This is a genomic window from Armatimonadota bacterium, from assembly GCA_018268395.1.
In the GTDB taxonomy this organism is placed as follows: Bacteria; Armatimonadota; Fimbriimonadia; order Fimbriimonadales; family Fimbriimonadaceae; genus JAEURO01.
In genome coordinates, this window is sequence record JAFDWQ010000001.1 from 270930 (window position 1) to 285578 (window position 14649).

The following is a 14649-nucleotide window of genomic DNA, read 5'->3' on the forward strand; positions in this document are numbered from 1 at the left end:
GAGACAGTAGAGCGCCCCTGGGCGGAGTCTCGGGCACCGATGCTCCGTTAGGAGAAACTGTCCAGACGCGTGCGCAACCCCCTCGCCCCGACGGTGTTCCTCGTCCGGAACGCCGGGAAGACGTTCCCTCTCGTCGGGGTCATCGTCCTTGCGGTCATGCTCATCGCGGGGATCGTGGCGATCATGGACTCGATCCCGCTCAGCATCAAGACGACTTACGGCTATAGCCGCAACTACCTTGGCGTGACCCCTCGAGGGAACAACGCGATGACTCCGCTTCTCAAGGCTGTCGTCGAGAAAGAGGCCCCCGTCCCCCTTGCGCCCGTCATGGTCTGCCGTGCCAGCGACTGCGAAGTCAAGAGCATCGTCGGCCCCTGGCGGTTCGTCATCGTCGCTTTAGGCCAGGACGACATGCGGCGCTACGTCGACAGGCTTGGCGGGGCCCGGATCGAAGGGCGGTACCCGGAAGCCGGCAAACCTGAAGCGATCGTCTCCGAACCCGTGATGCGCAATTTGGGGAAGAAGCTCGGGGACGTCCTTCTCGGTCCGGACACGTCCGAAGCTTATTCGCCGAAAGAGGTCCGGATCGTCGGGGTCGCCCACATGGCCCCCTGGATGATCCTGTGCCCGATCGAATACCACCGGGAACACCACTTCCCTCCCATAGACCTCTTGATCGTGATGGCACAAGACGTCAAGGACCAGGGCAAGCTCGACCGATGGGCGTACGACCGCTTTAAGGGCGAACAGGCACGCGTCTTCGCGTACTTTCAGCTCGAGAAGGAGACCGACGAAATGTTCCGGATCCTGTATTCGATCCTCAACGTCGTCGTGGCCATGCTTGTCATCGTGATCACGCTGATGATGGCGATGCTGATGAACATCTATCAGTCCCAGCGCCTTCAGGAGTTCGGCCTGCTTCAGGCCCTGGGCTACACCCGAAAGGCGCTTTTGCGCCGCGTCCTCGTCGAGACCGCTCTCGTGATGGTCGGCGGATGGATCCTCGGAGTCGTCGTGGCCTTCCTTCTCCTTTCGGCGGTCAAAGCCGCGTTGATGGATCCGAGGGCGTTCATGCTCGACCCCTGGGACAAGTCGGCCTACCTCTACACCGTCCCCGTGCCGATCGCGATCTTCGTCGCGGCCACGGTCACGGTCGCCCGTCGGTTCGCGACGTTCGACCCCGTAGGAGTCGTCGAGCGGAGGCTCGTATGATCCAGGCTCGCGCAGCCTCCCTGGTGTACTCCGACCATGGCAAGGAAGTGTTCGCGGTCCGAGACGCTGACCTCAAAGTCAGGGACGGCGAGTTTCTCGGCATTCTCGGCCCGAGCGGTTCTGGAAAGTCGTCGCTGCTCTACCTTCTGTGCGGGCTCAAAACCCCGAGCCGGGGCGAAATCTTGTACCGCGAACGCGACATGGCCAAGATGCCCGAGTCCGAACGGTCGGAACTGAGGCTGCGGCGGTTCGGATTCGTGTTCCAATACCCCTACCTTCTCGGGTACCTGTCGGCACTGGAAAACGTCGTCTTGGCCTGTCCGGGGGAAGACCGTCACGACGAAGCCCTCGCGTTGCTCGACGGGCTCGGCCTCGGGACGAAGAACCACCGACTGCCCCATGAAATGAGCGGCGGTGAAAAACAGCGGGTGTGCATCGCCCGCGCTTTGCTCGGTGGCCGCGAGACCGTCTTCGCGGACGAACCCACGGCGAACCTAGACCATGCGAACGGGGCCGCCGTCGTCGAGAGCCTCGTCGCGAACAGGGGACCGGGCAGCCTCGTCATGGTCACCCATGACCCGTCGATGCTCGAGAAGGCCGACCGGATCGTCCGGATCGCGGACGGCCGTATCGAGGAAGAGCACTCGTACTCCTAAGCTACTTTTTGCCCTGGTCGAGGTTGACCATGGTGCCCATCAACGTCTTTTCCGCTCCGCCCTTGTCGCCGCGCTGGATGGCCTGCATGGCGACCGTGACCTCTTGGGCTTCGTTCGTCCGGCCTTGCGAAAGGAGAAGAGCCTGCGTCTTTTGAAGGTCGGCCAGTGCGACGGCCGTCGTGATCTGTTGGGTTTTGAGGCCCATGATCGTCCGCTCAACGGTCCGGGAGGCGGCGCTGACTTGTGCGGCGGCCGAGACCCTCGGGTCTTGCGGCGCTGAGTAGCGTGCAGGGTCGGCCGTGAACTCCATGACGAAGTCGACGTTCGTCGCCCGGGTCGCGCCCGACGCGTCCGAATACTCCAGCTTTCCCCCGCAAACGCGATAGTGACCAAGGGGATGGTTCGGGAAGTCAAAGTCGAGGACGATCTGCATCGTGGCCCCGCGCTCCAGATCGGCGAGGTCGAGCGTGAACTCGCGAGAGTCCGGAGGTACGGAATGCCCGGTGACACCCCGGAGGTTCACCCACCGTGAAAGCTTCAGCGTCAGCCGCAAGTGCATCGCGCTGACCGTCATCAACTTCTGAAGTTCCGTCCGAAAGATCTCGGGGATCAGTTGGGGCTGCGGAATGTAATAGTAGTTCCCGCCCGCCTTCTTCGCCATCGCGGCCAAGAGCTCTTCGTTGTAGTCCGGCCCGAAGCCCAAAAACGTGCAGGTCACGCCTCGTGCTTTGATGTCGCCCGCGTGCTGGACGAGACTGGCGAAGTCCTTGATCCCCGCCGTCGGGTCACCGTCGCTCAAGACGACCATGCGCGTCGCACGGCCGCTCTCGCCGTGCACCGCCAATTGATGGGCGGCGAGTTGGATGCCGTCGTACAGGTTCGTCGTATAGCCCGGCGTCAATTGGGAGATGCCGTCCTTGACCGTTTGACGGTTCGTGACGCGCTGGGGCGGCATGAGGACTTCCACGGTCTCGTCGAACACGACGATGCTCAAAACGTCGTCAGGCCCCATGAGGTCGACGACGAAGCCACAAGCCTGCTTGGCGTACTCCAGCGGTGGACCCTCCATTGACCCGGACCGGTCGATGACCAGGCACAGGTTGAGCGGAGTTCGCGCTCCTCCGACGGCGACACCCGGGAGCCCCGGCTCTTGCGGAGCGGTCACTTCGAGCAGGAACTGCTCGCGGGCGGGGCCGTTCGCCATGGTCGCCGTCCGGCTCGGAGCCACGGTCACTTGCAGTTCCTGCGACGGCGGCGCCCAGGCCGTGGTCCGGTTCGGGTCGCCGGCCATGGGGGCCGACGACATGGCTTGGGTCCGGTTGTCCACCGGTCCCGTGCCGATCACGGTCCGGTTCGGGTCGAACCCGCCCACCACGGTCTTGTTGGGGTCTTGCTGCATTCCGCTACCTATCTTCTATCCTTCGGCAATTCTGCCCTTAACTAGACGCCGGCCGGGCCTGTTTTGCTCGGTCGTCATTCGAGTCTGAACTGAGTCGACCCTACGGTCAAGGTGTCTCCTGGTCTTAGGAACGCCGTCTGAACGCGCTGTCCATTGACGAACGTGCCGTTCGTACTGCCCAGGTCCATGACCTGAAGCCCGCCTTGGGCCGGCGACACCGAGGCGTGGCGGCGCGAAGCTTGGGAGTCGAAACCGAGCGAGACCCCCGTCGCTTCCCGGCCCAGTTCGACGGCACCCGCCACCGGGAACCGCTGCCCGGTCAGCGGGCCCGTGACCGCGACCAAGGTCATCGCCCCGTAACCCGGCATGACCGTCGGTTGCGACGGCTGAGGCTGCGCCGGGTAGACCATGGTCGGCTGGGGTGCGGCTTGCGGCATGGCCACCGTCGGTTGGGTCGGTGGCTGCTGGTAGCCGTAGGGCTGGGGAGCCTGAGCCGGCGGAGGTACGCCCTGCGGGAATCCTTGATAAGGTGCCGTGCCGCCGACGGGGACGCCTTTGGCCCGACCTTCGTGCGCTCCGGCCGATCCGGATTTCATGAGGAACTGGAACTGCATCGTCCCGATCTGAAATGTGTCGCCGGACGAGAGGACGGCTTGCGGCACGCGGACACCGTTGTGCCCGACGCCGATCGGCGATCCGGGATCCTGAAGCAGGTATTGGCCGCCCTGCTTGACGATCACGGCGGCAAGGGCAGGAACCGATGGGTCGCCGAAGAGGGGGATGTGGGCCCGCTCGTCACGACCGATCAGGGTCTGGGCCGCGTCGACGGGCCATTCCTTGCCCTCGTTCCTTCCCAGCACGAGCCTCACCCATGCGCGGCGTGTCGCCCAGTCCATCAGGGCTGTGAACAGCCCGATCATCAGGCCCAAGCCGAAGGCCATGACGGCCCGGGCAGGCGCTCCCGTCTCGGCTTGGAAGCCGGCAGGAACGTTCGCAGTGGCGATCGGAGGCATGAGGCCCGCGATCGCCCTCGCCGTCACGTCGAAGACCGCTCCCGTCACGAACCCTCCGATGGCTCCACCGATCGCACCGGAGACGAGCGTCCTCAGGGAGCGTTGCGAAGCACCGACGGCGGCCCCAAGAGTGACGCCGAACGGCAGGAACGCGAACGTCCTTGCGATGACGTTTCCGTTCCCGAACCCGCCGCCGAAGAGCGAATACACCGCTCCTGCGATCGTGTGGCCGAACCCGGCTCCGGCAGCCCCGAAAACGATCCCGAGACCGGTGGAGATCATGACGTTCTTCTTGCCGCCGCGCTCCAGGCCGTTCAAGACGCCCGCGGAACCACCGATCAGAAGGCCGAGAAAGTAGACGAACCACCGCTCGATGTTCGTGAAGGCCGGATCGAGCGTCCAGTTGCCTGCCGGAATGGTCTTCGGAAAGAACGGTTCGGTCAGGATCCAAGCGACAAAGCCTGCCGCGCCGCAGACCATGGCCTTGATCAGTGCGCGTCCCATCAGGCCTCGAATCGGAACGCCACGGCTCCGAACTGCACGGAATCTCCGACGGAGAGGGCCGTCTCGCCTTGGAGGCGGCTCCCGTTCACGAACGTTCCGTTCGTGCTTCCGAGGTCCGTCAGCCGGACCGAGTCACCGGCCCGGTCGAACCGTGCGTGCTGGCGGGAGACGGAAGACTCGCCGATCAAGGAAAGGCCCAGGCCGTCGTCCCGACCGACGGTCGTCGCCCCTTCTTGCAGCAGGACCACGGATCCGTCCGGACGGACGAGTCGTGGATTGGCCGCCACCATCGTCGTCGTGGCCATCGGCGTGACAGCGGCCGTTGGAACGGCGGCGTCGAGCACGATCGGTTTGAGCGGTTGGGGCTGCTGGGGCACGGGCGGTGCGGGCGTCTGGTCTTGCGGAGGCTGCTCGCCGATGCCGAACTTCTTCAAGGCGTCGTCGACCTGCTTGGTGTTCTTCTTGTAGTAGGTGAAAACGGCGTAGCCGAGGCCGCCGACGACGGCCAGCCCGATCACCAGATTGAGCAACGAGACCAAGGGGTTCGGTGCGGACGCGGCTTCCCGTTCGACCGACCTGCGGTCGTCCCGTCTGCTGTCAGGCCCGCGGTCGTCCTTGACGTCCGAGGGCTGCGTCGCCGTGCTGGAACCGGGAGTCGGTGTTTCCGACATCGTCTCGACTTCGCCTGTCACGGTCAAGGTGTGAGGTTTGGCCGGGCCGTCTCCTAGTTTCGCCTCGAACGTTTGAGGCGGGGTCGTTTGGGTCGACCCTCCCGAGTTGTACTGGACCCGGACTTCGACGGGCCCGACCGGCAGGTTGTAAACGTTGACCGTTCCCTTGCTCTCTGGAGTCAGGAGCGCTTCCCGCTCTTCCTTTCCGGCTTTGGCTTTCACGACGGCCGCTGCGACGGGCTTTCCGTTGGAAACGACGGAGAACTGAAGCCGGAACACGCGCTTTTCGTCAGCGGCCGCGACCTTCCAGCTTCCCGTCTTCATCGCGTCTGCCAGTGGCTTCGAGGCCACGTTGCCCGACTTCTTATCGTGGGCGTAGAGGGTATAGGCCGCAGGATCGGAGGGGGCGTCAAGAGTGATCGAGAGCCCGGTCGCCGCGACCGGGTCTTTGAACAGCCCCGGAGTGGCCGTCGGGCCGATCCAGACTTCACGGTCGCCCTCGGCAGCGAATTCGATTTTTACCGGCTTCGCTGTTTGCCCCCTAGCGTTCGCGCACAGGACGAGCGCCACGCAAAACCCCCAAACTGTTCTCACGTCGTTAGAATAGACCGCGCCCGAGGCAAGAATTGCGCGATGTCGGAAGCAGAAAATCCGATCTTGCCGATTTCTTGAGCGCAGAGGTCTCCGGCCAAACCGTGCCACAGGGCCCCTTTCCAACCTGCCTCCGTCCAGAATCCGGGGGGTAATTGGGCCAAGAGCGTCCCGATCACGCCGGCCAAGACGTCTCCCGTCCCGCCAGACGCCATCCCCGCGTTTCCTGTCGAGTTGACGGTCAGAGGCCCGCCGTGGGTGGCATAGACCGAGTAGGCGCCCTTCAGCAGAACAGGGCGTCGCAGCGTTTCGCAGAGACGGCGGACGGCGCCGAACCGGTCGGACTGGACGGTCGCAGCCGTTGCCGGTTCACCGAGTAAGCGACCGGCTTCTCCTGGGTGAGGGGTCAGGATGCAAAAGGCGACAGGTGGTTCGATGGCGCGCGCCAACCAGTTCAGCGCGTCCGCGTCGAGGACGGAACGGACCTCCCATCGGCTCCAGAGCGCCCTCAAGAAGCGGCCCGCTCCAGGCGATAGACCGAGCCCTGGCCCGATGACCGCGGATTCCCAAGCTTTCTGAGCCTCGATCAAGATCGGTGCCGCTTTCTCGCTGATCGCTCCTTCGTCTTCTGGAAGCGGCAGGAAGACCGCCTCCGGGACATGCGAGGCCACCGCCGCGATGACGGGTTCGATGGCCGCCACCGTCACCAGGCCTGCGCCCGCTTTCAAGGCGCCCTGGGCGGCCAGCGTCGCCGCACCACGGTAACGCGCCGACCCGGCGATGACGACGACGTGCCCGTTCGCACCCTTGTGACTGTCCGTCGTCCGGACCGGCAGGACCGTCGTGGTCGGGGCGAGCCGCACCCCTGTCGGTCTTTCGAGCAGTCCTTGGGGAAAGCCGATGTCGGCGACGCTCCACTTGCCGGAGAATCCGGGACCAGACCGCAAGAACAGGTACGGCTTGGGAAGCCCTAGAGTCACGGTCTCATGGGCCATGACGGCCATCCCCAACACCTCGCCTGAGTCCGTTTCGATCCCAGAGGGTACGTCGACCGCGATCCGATGACACTGCATTGCGTTGATCGCTTCGATGGCAGCGGCGACCGTCCCCGAGACTTCACGCGTGGCGCCCGTTCCCAGCACCGCGTCGACGACCACGGGCCAATGCCCCCTTTTCAGAGCCCCGCGCGCCGATGGGTCGCTTAAGTCGGACACCTTGCATCCGGCGGCCCTGCACCTTTGCTCCTGTTCCAAAGGCAGCCCTTTCAGGTCGAGCGTCGTGGCGAACACCGAGACGTCGAAGCCCGCTTCGTGCGCCAGACGGGCGACGACATAGCCGTCGCCTCCGTTGTTCCCGGGCCCACAGACGACGGCGACCGGGGACGGCCCGGGCGCCGCCCGGCGGACGGCGTCGAACACCGCACGACCGGCGTTCTCCATGAGCGTCTCGGCGGCGATCCCGTGCTCGGAGGAGGCTAAAGCCTCGGTTTCACGCATCTCGGCCGCGGTCGCGATCCACATTTCAGCGACACCTGCCGAAAATTCGGTGCAGAAAACCGTCGCGCTTATTCGTCCACACGAGAGAAGTGGATGACGGTGACCAGGTTGGCAGGAGTGACAAAATCGTCGTACAGTCGGGCCAATAAGGCGATCACATCGTCCTGGGTCCGCATCTCCGGGTTTTCCCGTTCGATGTCCCGGGGCGATAGGTCTACGATCGGCTTGACTTCGACGCGGTCTACAATGGCGGCGTACAGCTTCTGCCGGCGCCCGAAACGGGGGCCGACGGTGACCCATACGATCATGCCCGCGCGGTACTTGTCCGACTTGTCGCCTAGCCTTATGGTCGCCGTTTTCCTGTTCTTGGCCAGCAGGTCTTCGTAGAGTTCGGAGTAAAAATTGAGGGCGTACATCGGCGGCGGGCAAAAAGTTTATCCGATATCGGTGGCGGTTCAATGTTGATCTTGGTTCTTCTGTGCGTCGCAGGGGGCATCGTGCTCACCTATTTCCTGCTTTTGGCGGTCGTCGCCTGGGTCAGTGTCCGGCCCCCGCGCATGCCGCAGTCGTCGACTCCGGCCCAAATGGGGATGCCGCAGGAGACCGTCTCGATCCTGACCAATGACGGACAGACCCTTCGGGCGTGGTGGGTGACGGGCTCGGGAGACACGACCGTCGTGTTCGTCCACGGCTATTTTACGAACCGCTGTGAGTTCGTCCCGTTCGTGTCCCAGTTCCGGGCCCGCGGAGCGTCCTGTCTCTTCTTCGACCTTCGTGCCCACGGCACGAGCAGCGGCAAGCGTTGCACGTTCGGCGTCGAGGAGGCCCTGGACGTCGCCGCCGCCGTCCGATGGGTCAAAGAACAGCGACCTGACGACCGGATCGTGCTGATCGGCAACAGCATGGGCGGGGTCGCCTGTGCCCGGCAGGCTGCGATCGAACCCGGGTCCGTGGACGCCCTGGTCTTGGACAGCGCCTACGCCAAAGTCAACGAGGCCGCCCGCGGTTGGTGGTCGTTCTTCCTGCGCGGCAAGTTCAAGACGTTGCTCCGGCCGACCGGACTGTTCGGACGCATCTTCGTACGTGTGAACCTGGAGGACGCCAATCTCGAAGAGTCGCTGGTCAAGATCAGCGGAGCTCCCGTCCTCTTCATCTACGGGAGGATCGACCCGCTGATCCCGGCCGCTTCGGCGGCGCGTTGCATCGAAGCGGCCGGCCCGCGCGCCGAGGCGGTCTGGTTCGAAGATACGAACCATGCCAGGGCGCGGTTTAAAGAGCCGAAGAGGTATGTCGAGGAGATCTTCGGTTTCATGGAACGCCACGACCTGATGCCCAGGGCCTAGGCAAGGGGAACCTGGTGACGACCGTGAGTGTCATCTCCAGCACATGAGCGCCGTGTGGACCGTCGTCGGCGTCCTCCTGTCCCTCCCCTTCCTCTACCTCCTCTTGTTGCTCGGGCTGAGCTATTTGAGCGTCCGGCCCCCGAGGGTCCCGTTGTACATGTTCCCTTCGCAGTTCGGGGAACCGCAGGAGTGGGTCGAATTCGACTCCCAAGACGGCTTACGGATCCGTGGCTGGTGGTCGGCTTCGGACGGGGACGTGGTCGCGGTCTTCGTCCACGGCTACGCGGCGAACCGCTGCGAGCTCGTACCTTACGGCCTCCGGCTCCGACAAATGGGGGTTTCGGCGCTCTACGTGGACCTGAGGTGCCACGGAGCGAGCGACCGGGCCAAGTGCACGTTCGGGATCGACGAGGCGATGGACGTCCGCGCCGCCGTGGCGTTCGCCCGTTCCAAGAACCCGAAGGCTAAGATCGTCGTGTTCGGGAGCAGCATGGGCGCGGCCGCATCGGCCCGGGCATGGGCGGACGATCCCGGACTCGCCGATGCGATGATCTTCGACGGCCCGTATGCCCGCTTGGACGAGGCCGCGCGCGGCTTCTGGCACGTCACGGGCGTGGCCCAGATCGCCCGGTTCCTGGGTCCGATCGCGGTCGTCGGAAGGGTGTGGGCCGGGATCGACCCGAAAAAGGTGGACATGGAACCCGTGTTCGCCCGGCTCTGCGGGCGTCCGGTCCTGTTCCTCTACGGCACCCGCGACTGGGTCGTACCGATGGAATCCGCCTCCCGCTGCGTCTCTGCGGCCGAGGCCCAGACCCAGGTCGTGTACTTCGAGGGCCAGGGTCACGGACAAGCGCGGTATCACGAACCGGCTAAGTACTTCGACTCGATCGTGGCGTTTTTAGAAGGTCAAGGTCTGGTCGATCCGGTCCAAGAGGCCTAAACGACAGGATCAAATCCGGCGCGAGACCCGTCATACAGGGTGGTACCATTCGGTCCGACTCCGGAACAGCGCCGTTCCGGGCCGGCGAGGACGCTCTCGCTGACCGGTACCGGAACCTCATGACTGCTTCCTTGGGACACTGGGTGATCCCGCAACTCGAAAGGCTCGCGAAGAGCGACGCTGGGCGCATCGACGAACTCCTCGACGTGGTCCGTGCCTATCGGCCCGACCTGTTCGACGAGCTCACGTTGCTCGCCGTGGAACACGGCCAACTGACTCACGAAGAAGCCGCCGAAGTCTTGGGATCGGACACCGTCGTCGTGGCGATCCGTCTCCAGACCTTGCGCGAAGCGTTCGACGAGGCCGTTCAAGGTCAGACGATCGTCAAGGACAAGAACGGCGTCGCCAAGATCGACGGTAAGCCCGTCTCCGTCTGGGAGGTCGTGCGCGAATACCGCCGCTCCGGGTCCGTCGACGCGATGAAAGGCGCGTTCGGCAGCTTGACCGAATGCGAGATCCGTGCCGCCCTTCTCTATGCCGGCCGCAACCCGGACGAGATCGGGGCGCAGATCGGAGCCTATGACGAGGTCGTCGAGCGCAGTAAGGCCGCTTACCCCTTCGCGAAAGGCTGATAGAATCGGCGTGTGCCGGTCCTGCTGACGTCGTCCGTCGGTTCCCTCCCGCTCGTCCACCGAGGCAAAGTGAGGGACACTTATGACCTCGGCGACAGCTACTTGATCGTGGCGAGCGACCGGATCTCCGCCTTTGACGTCGTCATGGCGAACGGCGTGCCCGAAAAAGGCCGGATCCTCACGCAGATGTCGGATTACTGGTTCAGATCGTTGTCCGACGTCTGCCCTCACCATCTTCTAGAGACCGACGACGAGGCCATCGCCCGTCGCGTGCCGGGCTGGGACGGATCGTTGGCCGGTCGCTCTGTCGTCGTGAGGAAGGCCCGACCGCTCTCGATCGAATGCGTCGCGCGGGGATATCTCATGGGCTCGCTCTACAAAGAGTACGTCCGTCAAGGCGGGACCGTGCACGGACTCCGGCTACCCGACGGCCTCCAGGAAGGATCCCGGCTCCCAGAGCCCATTTTTACGCCCGCGACGAAGGCACAGGAAGGGCATGACGAAAACATCTCGTTCGACGAAGCCGTGTCAAGGGAGGCGCCCGGAGTCGCCGAGCAAGCCCGGTCGTGGACGATGGAGCTCTACCGTAGGGCGGCAGACCGGGCGGCGTCGGTCGGCCTCATCCTCGCCGACACGAAGTTCGAGTTTGGAACGACCGACGAAGGGCTGATCTGGATCGACGAGGCGCTGACGCCCGACTCGTCGCGCTATTGGGAAGCCTCGCTATGGAAACCCGGCGGGGCGCAACCCAGCTTCGACAAGCAGTTCGTTCGCGACTACCTCGAATCGATCGGTTGGGACAAGCGGCCGCCAGGCCCGACGTTGCCGGACGACGTGGTCTCCAAAACGAGGGACAAGTACTTGGAGGCGTACCGGCGCGTGACCGGGCGCGACCTCTGAGCCCATGGTCATTTGGATCTACAACATCTTGCTCACCCTCGGCTCCCTGGTGTGGGTGCCTTGGATGCTGTGGCGGGCCCGTCGTCGAAAGGAGGGCGTCGACTGGAGACAGCGGAGCGGCGAGTACCCCTTCAAGCTGGAAAAGGGCCGTCCGCGGGTCTGGATCCATGCTGTCTCCGTGGGTGAGGTCATGGCGGCCTTGCCGGTCTTGCGCGAAGTGCGCCAGGTCGGCCCCGACGTCGAGATCGTTCTCAGCGTGACGACGAGTAGCGGCCACCGGACCGCGACCGGGTTTCCCGACGCGTATGACCGTCTCGTGTACTTCCCGATCGATGTCTACCGGTTCGTCTTGGCAGCCCTCGTCCGTGTCCGCCCGACCGTCGTCGCGGTCATGGAGACCGAGCTCTGGATGAACTTCCTGGACGCTTCCCAGAACCTTGGCGCGACGACGATTCTGATCAACGGTCGGATCAGCGACCGGAGTTTTCCTCGGGCACGGACGTTCCGTTTCTTCTACCGCGACCTGCTCCGCCGGGTCGACCGGTGCCTCATGCAGACCACTGTCGACGCCGAAAGGATCACGGCCCTCGGTGCAAGAAGCGTCGAAGTTTTCGGCAACTGTAAGTACGACCAAGCCCTCGAGGGCCTCGACGCCCAGCCGGGGGTCTGGCGGGGCGAACTGGGGCTCGATCCTGAGAGACCGACTTTGGTGGTCGGATCGACGAGGAGCGAACGGGAGGAGGCGTTGGTCGTCGAAGCGCTCGGGACCATGAAGACCGAAGGGCTTCAAGTCGTGTGGGCCCCCAGGCACTTGGAACGAACGGACGCGATCGTCGCCGCATTGGCCGGGTTACCGGGCGGCGCCGTCCGGCGCTCTCAGTCGAGGAGTCTGGCGGGCTCAGGGTCTCGAGTGATGGTCTTGGACACGTACGGCGAACTCGCGCAGGTGTACTGTGTGGCCGACGCCGTCGTCATCGGTGGCGGTTTCGACGACCTAGGAGGCCAGAACATCCTTCAGCCGCTCGCCCACGGTAAGCCCGTCGTCCATGGCCCCCATATGCAGAACTTCCGCGACGTCGCAACAGCGGCGACCGCAAGGGGCTGTAGCCTCACGGTCTCGGACGCCGCGTCACTGGCCGCCACGCTGGACGGCTTGTTCGCCGATCCGGAAGGTCGCGCCCGGATGGGCGCGGCCGCCCGCGAGCTCGTCGCCGAAAACCTGGGCGCGTCCCGTCGTTACGCCGAAGCGGTCGTCGCCGCCGCCAAGAAGACGGACTAGACGATGTCGCTGAAGTCTTGCTGACGCTCGATCGAATCGAGGATCTTCATGACTTCTTCGTTGCCCTGCATGGCTTCGCGGATCTGACCGATGATGGCTTTGCCCTCGTCGTCGCGGCCGGTCCACATGCACGCCTGAGCGAAGTTCAGGGCCAGAGTCAGCGAGCCCGTGTTCTGGGCCAGTCCGTTGCGTAAGAAGTTATAGGCGTCTTCGTCACGGTCTTGACCGTGGAGCGACGCCGCCAGCATGGCGTAAGCCGGTTCACACCCGGGGAACATCCCGAGTAAGTGGCTGAGCGCCTCTTCGGCTTCTTTGTACTCTCCGACCTGGTTGTGGGCGTTCGCCAAGTGCATCCACAGTTCCCAGAAGTCGGACATCCAGGTCTTCAGCGGCTTCAGTTCGCGCAGGGCGCCCTGGGGATCGCCCTCTTCGAGCTTCTTCGCACCGGCTTCGACCGCTTCGACCCGCTTCGGCTGTTCGAGCCGCAGCAGCCACGCTTGGGTCTGAGCCCTCGTGTTCGGGTCGATCTCCTTATTAAGGACGTCGCGAAGGACGGGAGGCACTTCGAACGACCTGTTCGCGTTCTGAAGCGTCTGCGCGTATTCGAGCTTGACCTGCACATCTTCCGGCGCCACTTCGATGACGTCTTCGAAATAGTCCATCGCCCGGTCGAGCTCGCCTTTTTGCGCAAGGATCCCGGCGTAGACGCGCTTGACCATCGTCGCGTCCTCGACCGATTCGACGGCCGTGTCCAAAACGCGCATGGCTTCGGCTTCCCGGCCCGCCTGCATCAAGGAACCCGCGTAGTTCACTTGGAACTGGGGGTTCTGGGGAAACTTGTCGACCATGTCCTTCCAGAGCGCGGGCACTTCGTGGGCGCGGCCCGTTTGGGACAACACTTGGGAGAGGAGGCCGAGGCTCGGCTTGTCGTCCCCTTCAAGGTCGACGGCCCGTCGCAGGTTGCGCTCGGCGTTCGCGGGCATCTGCATCTGGACCTGGGCGATGCCGAGCCGGGCCAAGATCGGGGCTTCGTCGTTCGCAGCGGCGGTCGCTTGCTGTTCGAGTTCGGCCGCTTCGTCCGGGTTGCCGGCCGTCCTGGCCGCTTCCGCTTCCTTCCGAAGCTTCGCCGCCCGCATCTGGAGTTTGACGATCGCCTTCTCCATGTTGTCGATCGTGCCTTGCGCGTTCCCCACCGAACCGTAAAAGTCACCCAGCGCGAACCAAGCACGGGCGTCGTCCGGCTCCTTCTCGGTCATCTCTTTCAGCGTCGCTTCGATGAGGTGCGCGTCACCGATCCGGTGCTGGGTGCACAAGCGGCACAGGTTCAGCAGGGCGATAAAGGGAGCTTCCCAGTCCGTGTCCTTCTCCCAGGCCGACTTCAACGAACCGATGGCTTGAGCAGGGTCGAATTCGTTCGCGACCATCCCCTGCGACTTCTCGATGTACTGAAGACCGTCAAAGCCGACCATGAACTCTTCGAAGGCGGTCGGATCGTTGGTGCCGAAAAGGTCCTCGTCTTCCCGAAGGGAGTCCGGCATCGAAGCGTCCAATTGCGACACCAGGAACTCGACGAAACCACGGGCCGGACCGAACACTCCGCCTGGCAGGAACGCGAAGTCCCTTTGCGTGGCCGGATCGGTCGCCCCGTTTTGGAACACTCGCACCGTCACCGTGCCGCCCCCTCCTTCGTTTTCGGCGACGAGCCCGTCGACGAGTTTCTCCATCTGGGCCTGCTGGAAGAATTGGGCGACCATTTCCGGATCGTTCAGCGTTTCGCTCGGATTGACCATGGCGAAACGGGTCACTCCCTGGTCGTCCGGGAACTGAGCCAGGTAGTTGACCGCGTGGATCTCCTTTCCGGTCACGTTCCGCGCGATCTCGCAGGCAAAGTTCGAGAGTTGCCTGGCGAGGGCGGGCCGACTGTTCGGGCCGGCGTTCAAGGGAAGGACAGCGATCTGCATGTGGCGGGGAGTGTACCGGAGGGTGGCACGGCATCCCGGTCGTAGGATCGCC

General features: G+C 64.3%; 13 protein-coding genes. 7 read left to right on the forward strand and 6 right to left on the reverse strand.

The features are described from left to right. Positions 1 to 69: 69 nt before the first annotated feature. Both JST30_01165 and JST30_01170 read left to right on the forward strand, forming a co-directional pair. Positions 70 to 1212, forward strand: a complete 1143-nt coding sequence (locus tag JST30_01165; GenBank protein MBS1712925.1) for an ABC transporter permease — start codon at positions 70 to 72, stop codon at positions 1210 to 1212. Further along, positions 1209 to 1868, forward strand: coding sequence for an ABC transporter ATP-binding protein (locus JST30_01170; GenBank protein ID MBS1712926.1), 660 nt, complete (start codon positions 1209 to 1211; stop codon positions 1866 to 1868). The genes JST30_01165 and JST30_01170 overlap by 4 nt, the downstream gene beginning before the upstream one ends. A gap of 1 nt (position 1869) precedes the next feature. On the opposite strand, the gene JST30_01175 is transcribed toward JST30_01170, so the two are convergent. The 5 genes from JST30_01175 to JST30_01195 all read right to left on the reverse strand — a co-directional run bounded on the left by JST30_01175 (position 1870) and on the right by JST30_01195 (position 7958). Then, a complete protein-coding gene (locus JST30_01175) occupies positions 1870 to 3267 on the reverse strand; it encodes a VWA domain-containing protein (protein ID MBS1712927.1) in 1398 nt (465 codons plus the stop codon). A gap of 74 nt (positions 3268 to 3341) precedes the next feature. Continuing rightward, positions 3342 to 4784, reverse strand: a complete 1443-nt coding sequence (locus tag JST30_01180) for an FHA domain-containing protein (protein ID MBS1712928.1) — start codon at positions 4782 to 4784, stop codon at positions 3342 to 3344. Beyond that, a complete protein-coding gene (locus JST30_01185) occupies positions 4784 to 5455 on the reverse strand; it encodes an FHA domain-containing protein (protein ID MBS1712929.1) in 672 nt (223 codons plus the stop codon). Before JST30_01185 ends, JST30_01180 begins: the two co-directional genes overlap by 1 nt. Before the next feature lie 590 nt (positions 5456 to 6045). Further along, complete coding sequence (locus JST30_01190) at positions 6046 to 7566, reverse strand: NAD(P)H-hydrate dehydratase (GenBank protein ID MBS1712930.1); 1521 nt, start codon at positions 7564 to 7566, stop codon at positions 6046 to 6048. A gap of 44 nt (positions 7567 to 7610) precedes the next feature. Next, entirely contained in the window at positions 7611 to 7958 is a 348-nt protein-coding gene (locus JST30_01195; protein ID MBS1712931.1) for an RNA-binding protein, read from the reverse strand. Positions 7959 to 8000: 42 nt separating this feature from the next. Here JST30_01195 and JST30_01200 point away from each other — a divergent pair, with 42 nt between their 5' ends. From JST30_01200 to JST30_01220, 5 genes are all read left to right on the forward strand, one after another. Then, positions 8001 to 8885, forward strand: coding sequence for an alpha/beta fold hydrolase (locus JST30_01200; protein MBS1712932.1), 885 nt, complete (start codon positions 8001 to 8003; stop codon positions 8883 to 8885). 43 nt (positions 8886 to 8928) lie between these two features. After that, on the forward strand, positions 8929 to 9825 hold the full coding sequence (locus JST30_01205) for an alpha/beta fold hydrolase (protein ID MBS1712933.1): 897 nt from the start codon (positions 8929 to 8931) through the stop codon (positions 9823 to 9825). A gap of 119 nt (positions 9826 to 9944) precedes the next feature. After that, the gene (locus tag JST30_01210; GenBank protein ID MBS1712934.1) at positions 9945 to 10457 is read left to right on the forward strand and encodes a hypothetical protein; all 513 of its coding nucleotides are present in this window, start codon (positions 9945 to 9947) and stop codon (positions 10455 to 10457) included. A 12-nt stretch (positions 10458 to 10469) separates the two neighbouring features. Next, entirely contained in the window at positions 10470 to 11357 is an 888-nt protein-coding gene (locus JST30_01215; GenBank protein ID MBS1712935.1) for a phosphoribosylaminoimidazolesuccinocarboxamide synthase, read from the forward strand. 4 nt (positions 11358 to 11361) lie between these two features. After that, positions 11362 to 12636, forward strand: a complete 1275-nt coding sequence (locus tag JST30_01220; GenBank protein ID MBS1712936.1) for a 3-deoxy-D-manno-octulosonic acid transferase — start codon at positions 11362 to 11364, stop codon at positions 12634 to 12636. On the opposite strand, the gene JST30_01225 is transcribed toward JST30_01220, so the two are convergent. Continuing rightward, positions 12633 to 14597 carry a tetratricopeptide repeat protein gene (locus tag JST30_01225; GenBank protein MBS1712937.1) on the reverse strand — a complete coding sequence of 655 codons (1965 nt, stop codon included), beginning with the start codon at positions 14595 to 14597 and terminating at the stop codon, positions 12633 to 12635. The two genes, JST30_01220 and JST30_01225, sit on opposite strands and share 4 nt — an antisense overlap. Between the last annotated feature and the right edge of the window lie 52 nt (positions 14598 to 14649).

What these genes read in the sequence shown, in the direction of transcription:
- JST30_01170 (MBS1712926.1), top strand. Translation starts at nt 1,209, where the DNA reads ATGATCCAGGCTCGCGCAGCCTCCCTGGTGTACTCCGACCATGGCAAG.
- JST30_01175 (MBS1712927.1), bottom strand. Translation starts at nt 3,267, where the DNA reads ATGCAGCAAGACCCCAACAAGACCGTGGTGGGCGGGTTCGACCCGAAC.
- JST30_01180 (MBS1712928.1), bottom strand. Translation starts at nt 4,784, where the DNA reads ATGGGACGCGCACTGATCAAGGCCATGGTCTGCGGCGCGGCAGGCTTT.
- JST30_01185 (MBS1712929.1), bottom strand. Translation starts at nt 5,455, where the DNA reads ATGTCGGAAACACCGACTCCCGGTTCCAGCACGGCGACGCAGCCCTCG.
- JST30_01190 (MBS1712930.1), bottom strand. Translation starts at nt 7,566, where the DNA reads ATGTGGATCGCGACCGCGGCCGAGATGCGTGAAACCGAGGCTTTAGCC.
- JST30_01195 (MBS1712931.1), bottom strand. Translation starts at nt 7,958, where the DNA reads ATGTACGCCCTCAATTTTTACTCCGAACTCTACGAAGACCTGCTGGCC.
- JST30_01200 (MBS1712932.1), top strand. Translation starts at nt 8,001, where the DNA reads ATGTTGATCTTGGTTCTTCTGTGCGTCGCAGGGGGCATCGTGCTCACC.
- JST30_01205 (MBS1712933.1), top strand. Translation starts at nt 8,929, where the DNA reads ATGAGCGCCGTGTGGACCGTCGTCGGCGTCCTCCTGTCCCTCCCCTTC.
- JST30_01210 (MBS1712934.1), top strand. Translation starts at nt 9,945, where the DNA reads ATGACTGCTTCCTTGGGACACTGGGTGATCCCGCAACTCGAAAGGCTC.
- JST30_01220 (MBS1712936.1), top strand. Translation starts at nt 11,362, where the DNA reads ATGGTCATTTGGATCTACAACATCTTGCTCACCCTCGGCTCCCTGGTG.
- JST30_01225 (MBS1712937.1), bottom strand. Translation starts at nt 14,597, where the DNA reads ATGCAGATCGCTGTCCTTCCCTTGAACGCCGGCCCGAACAGTCGGCCC.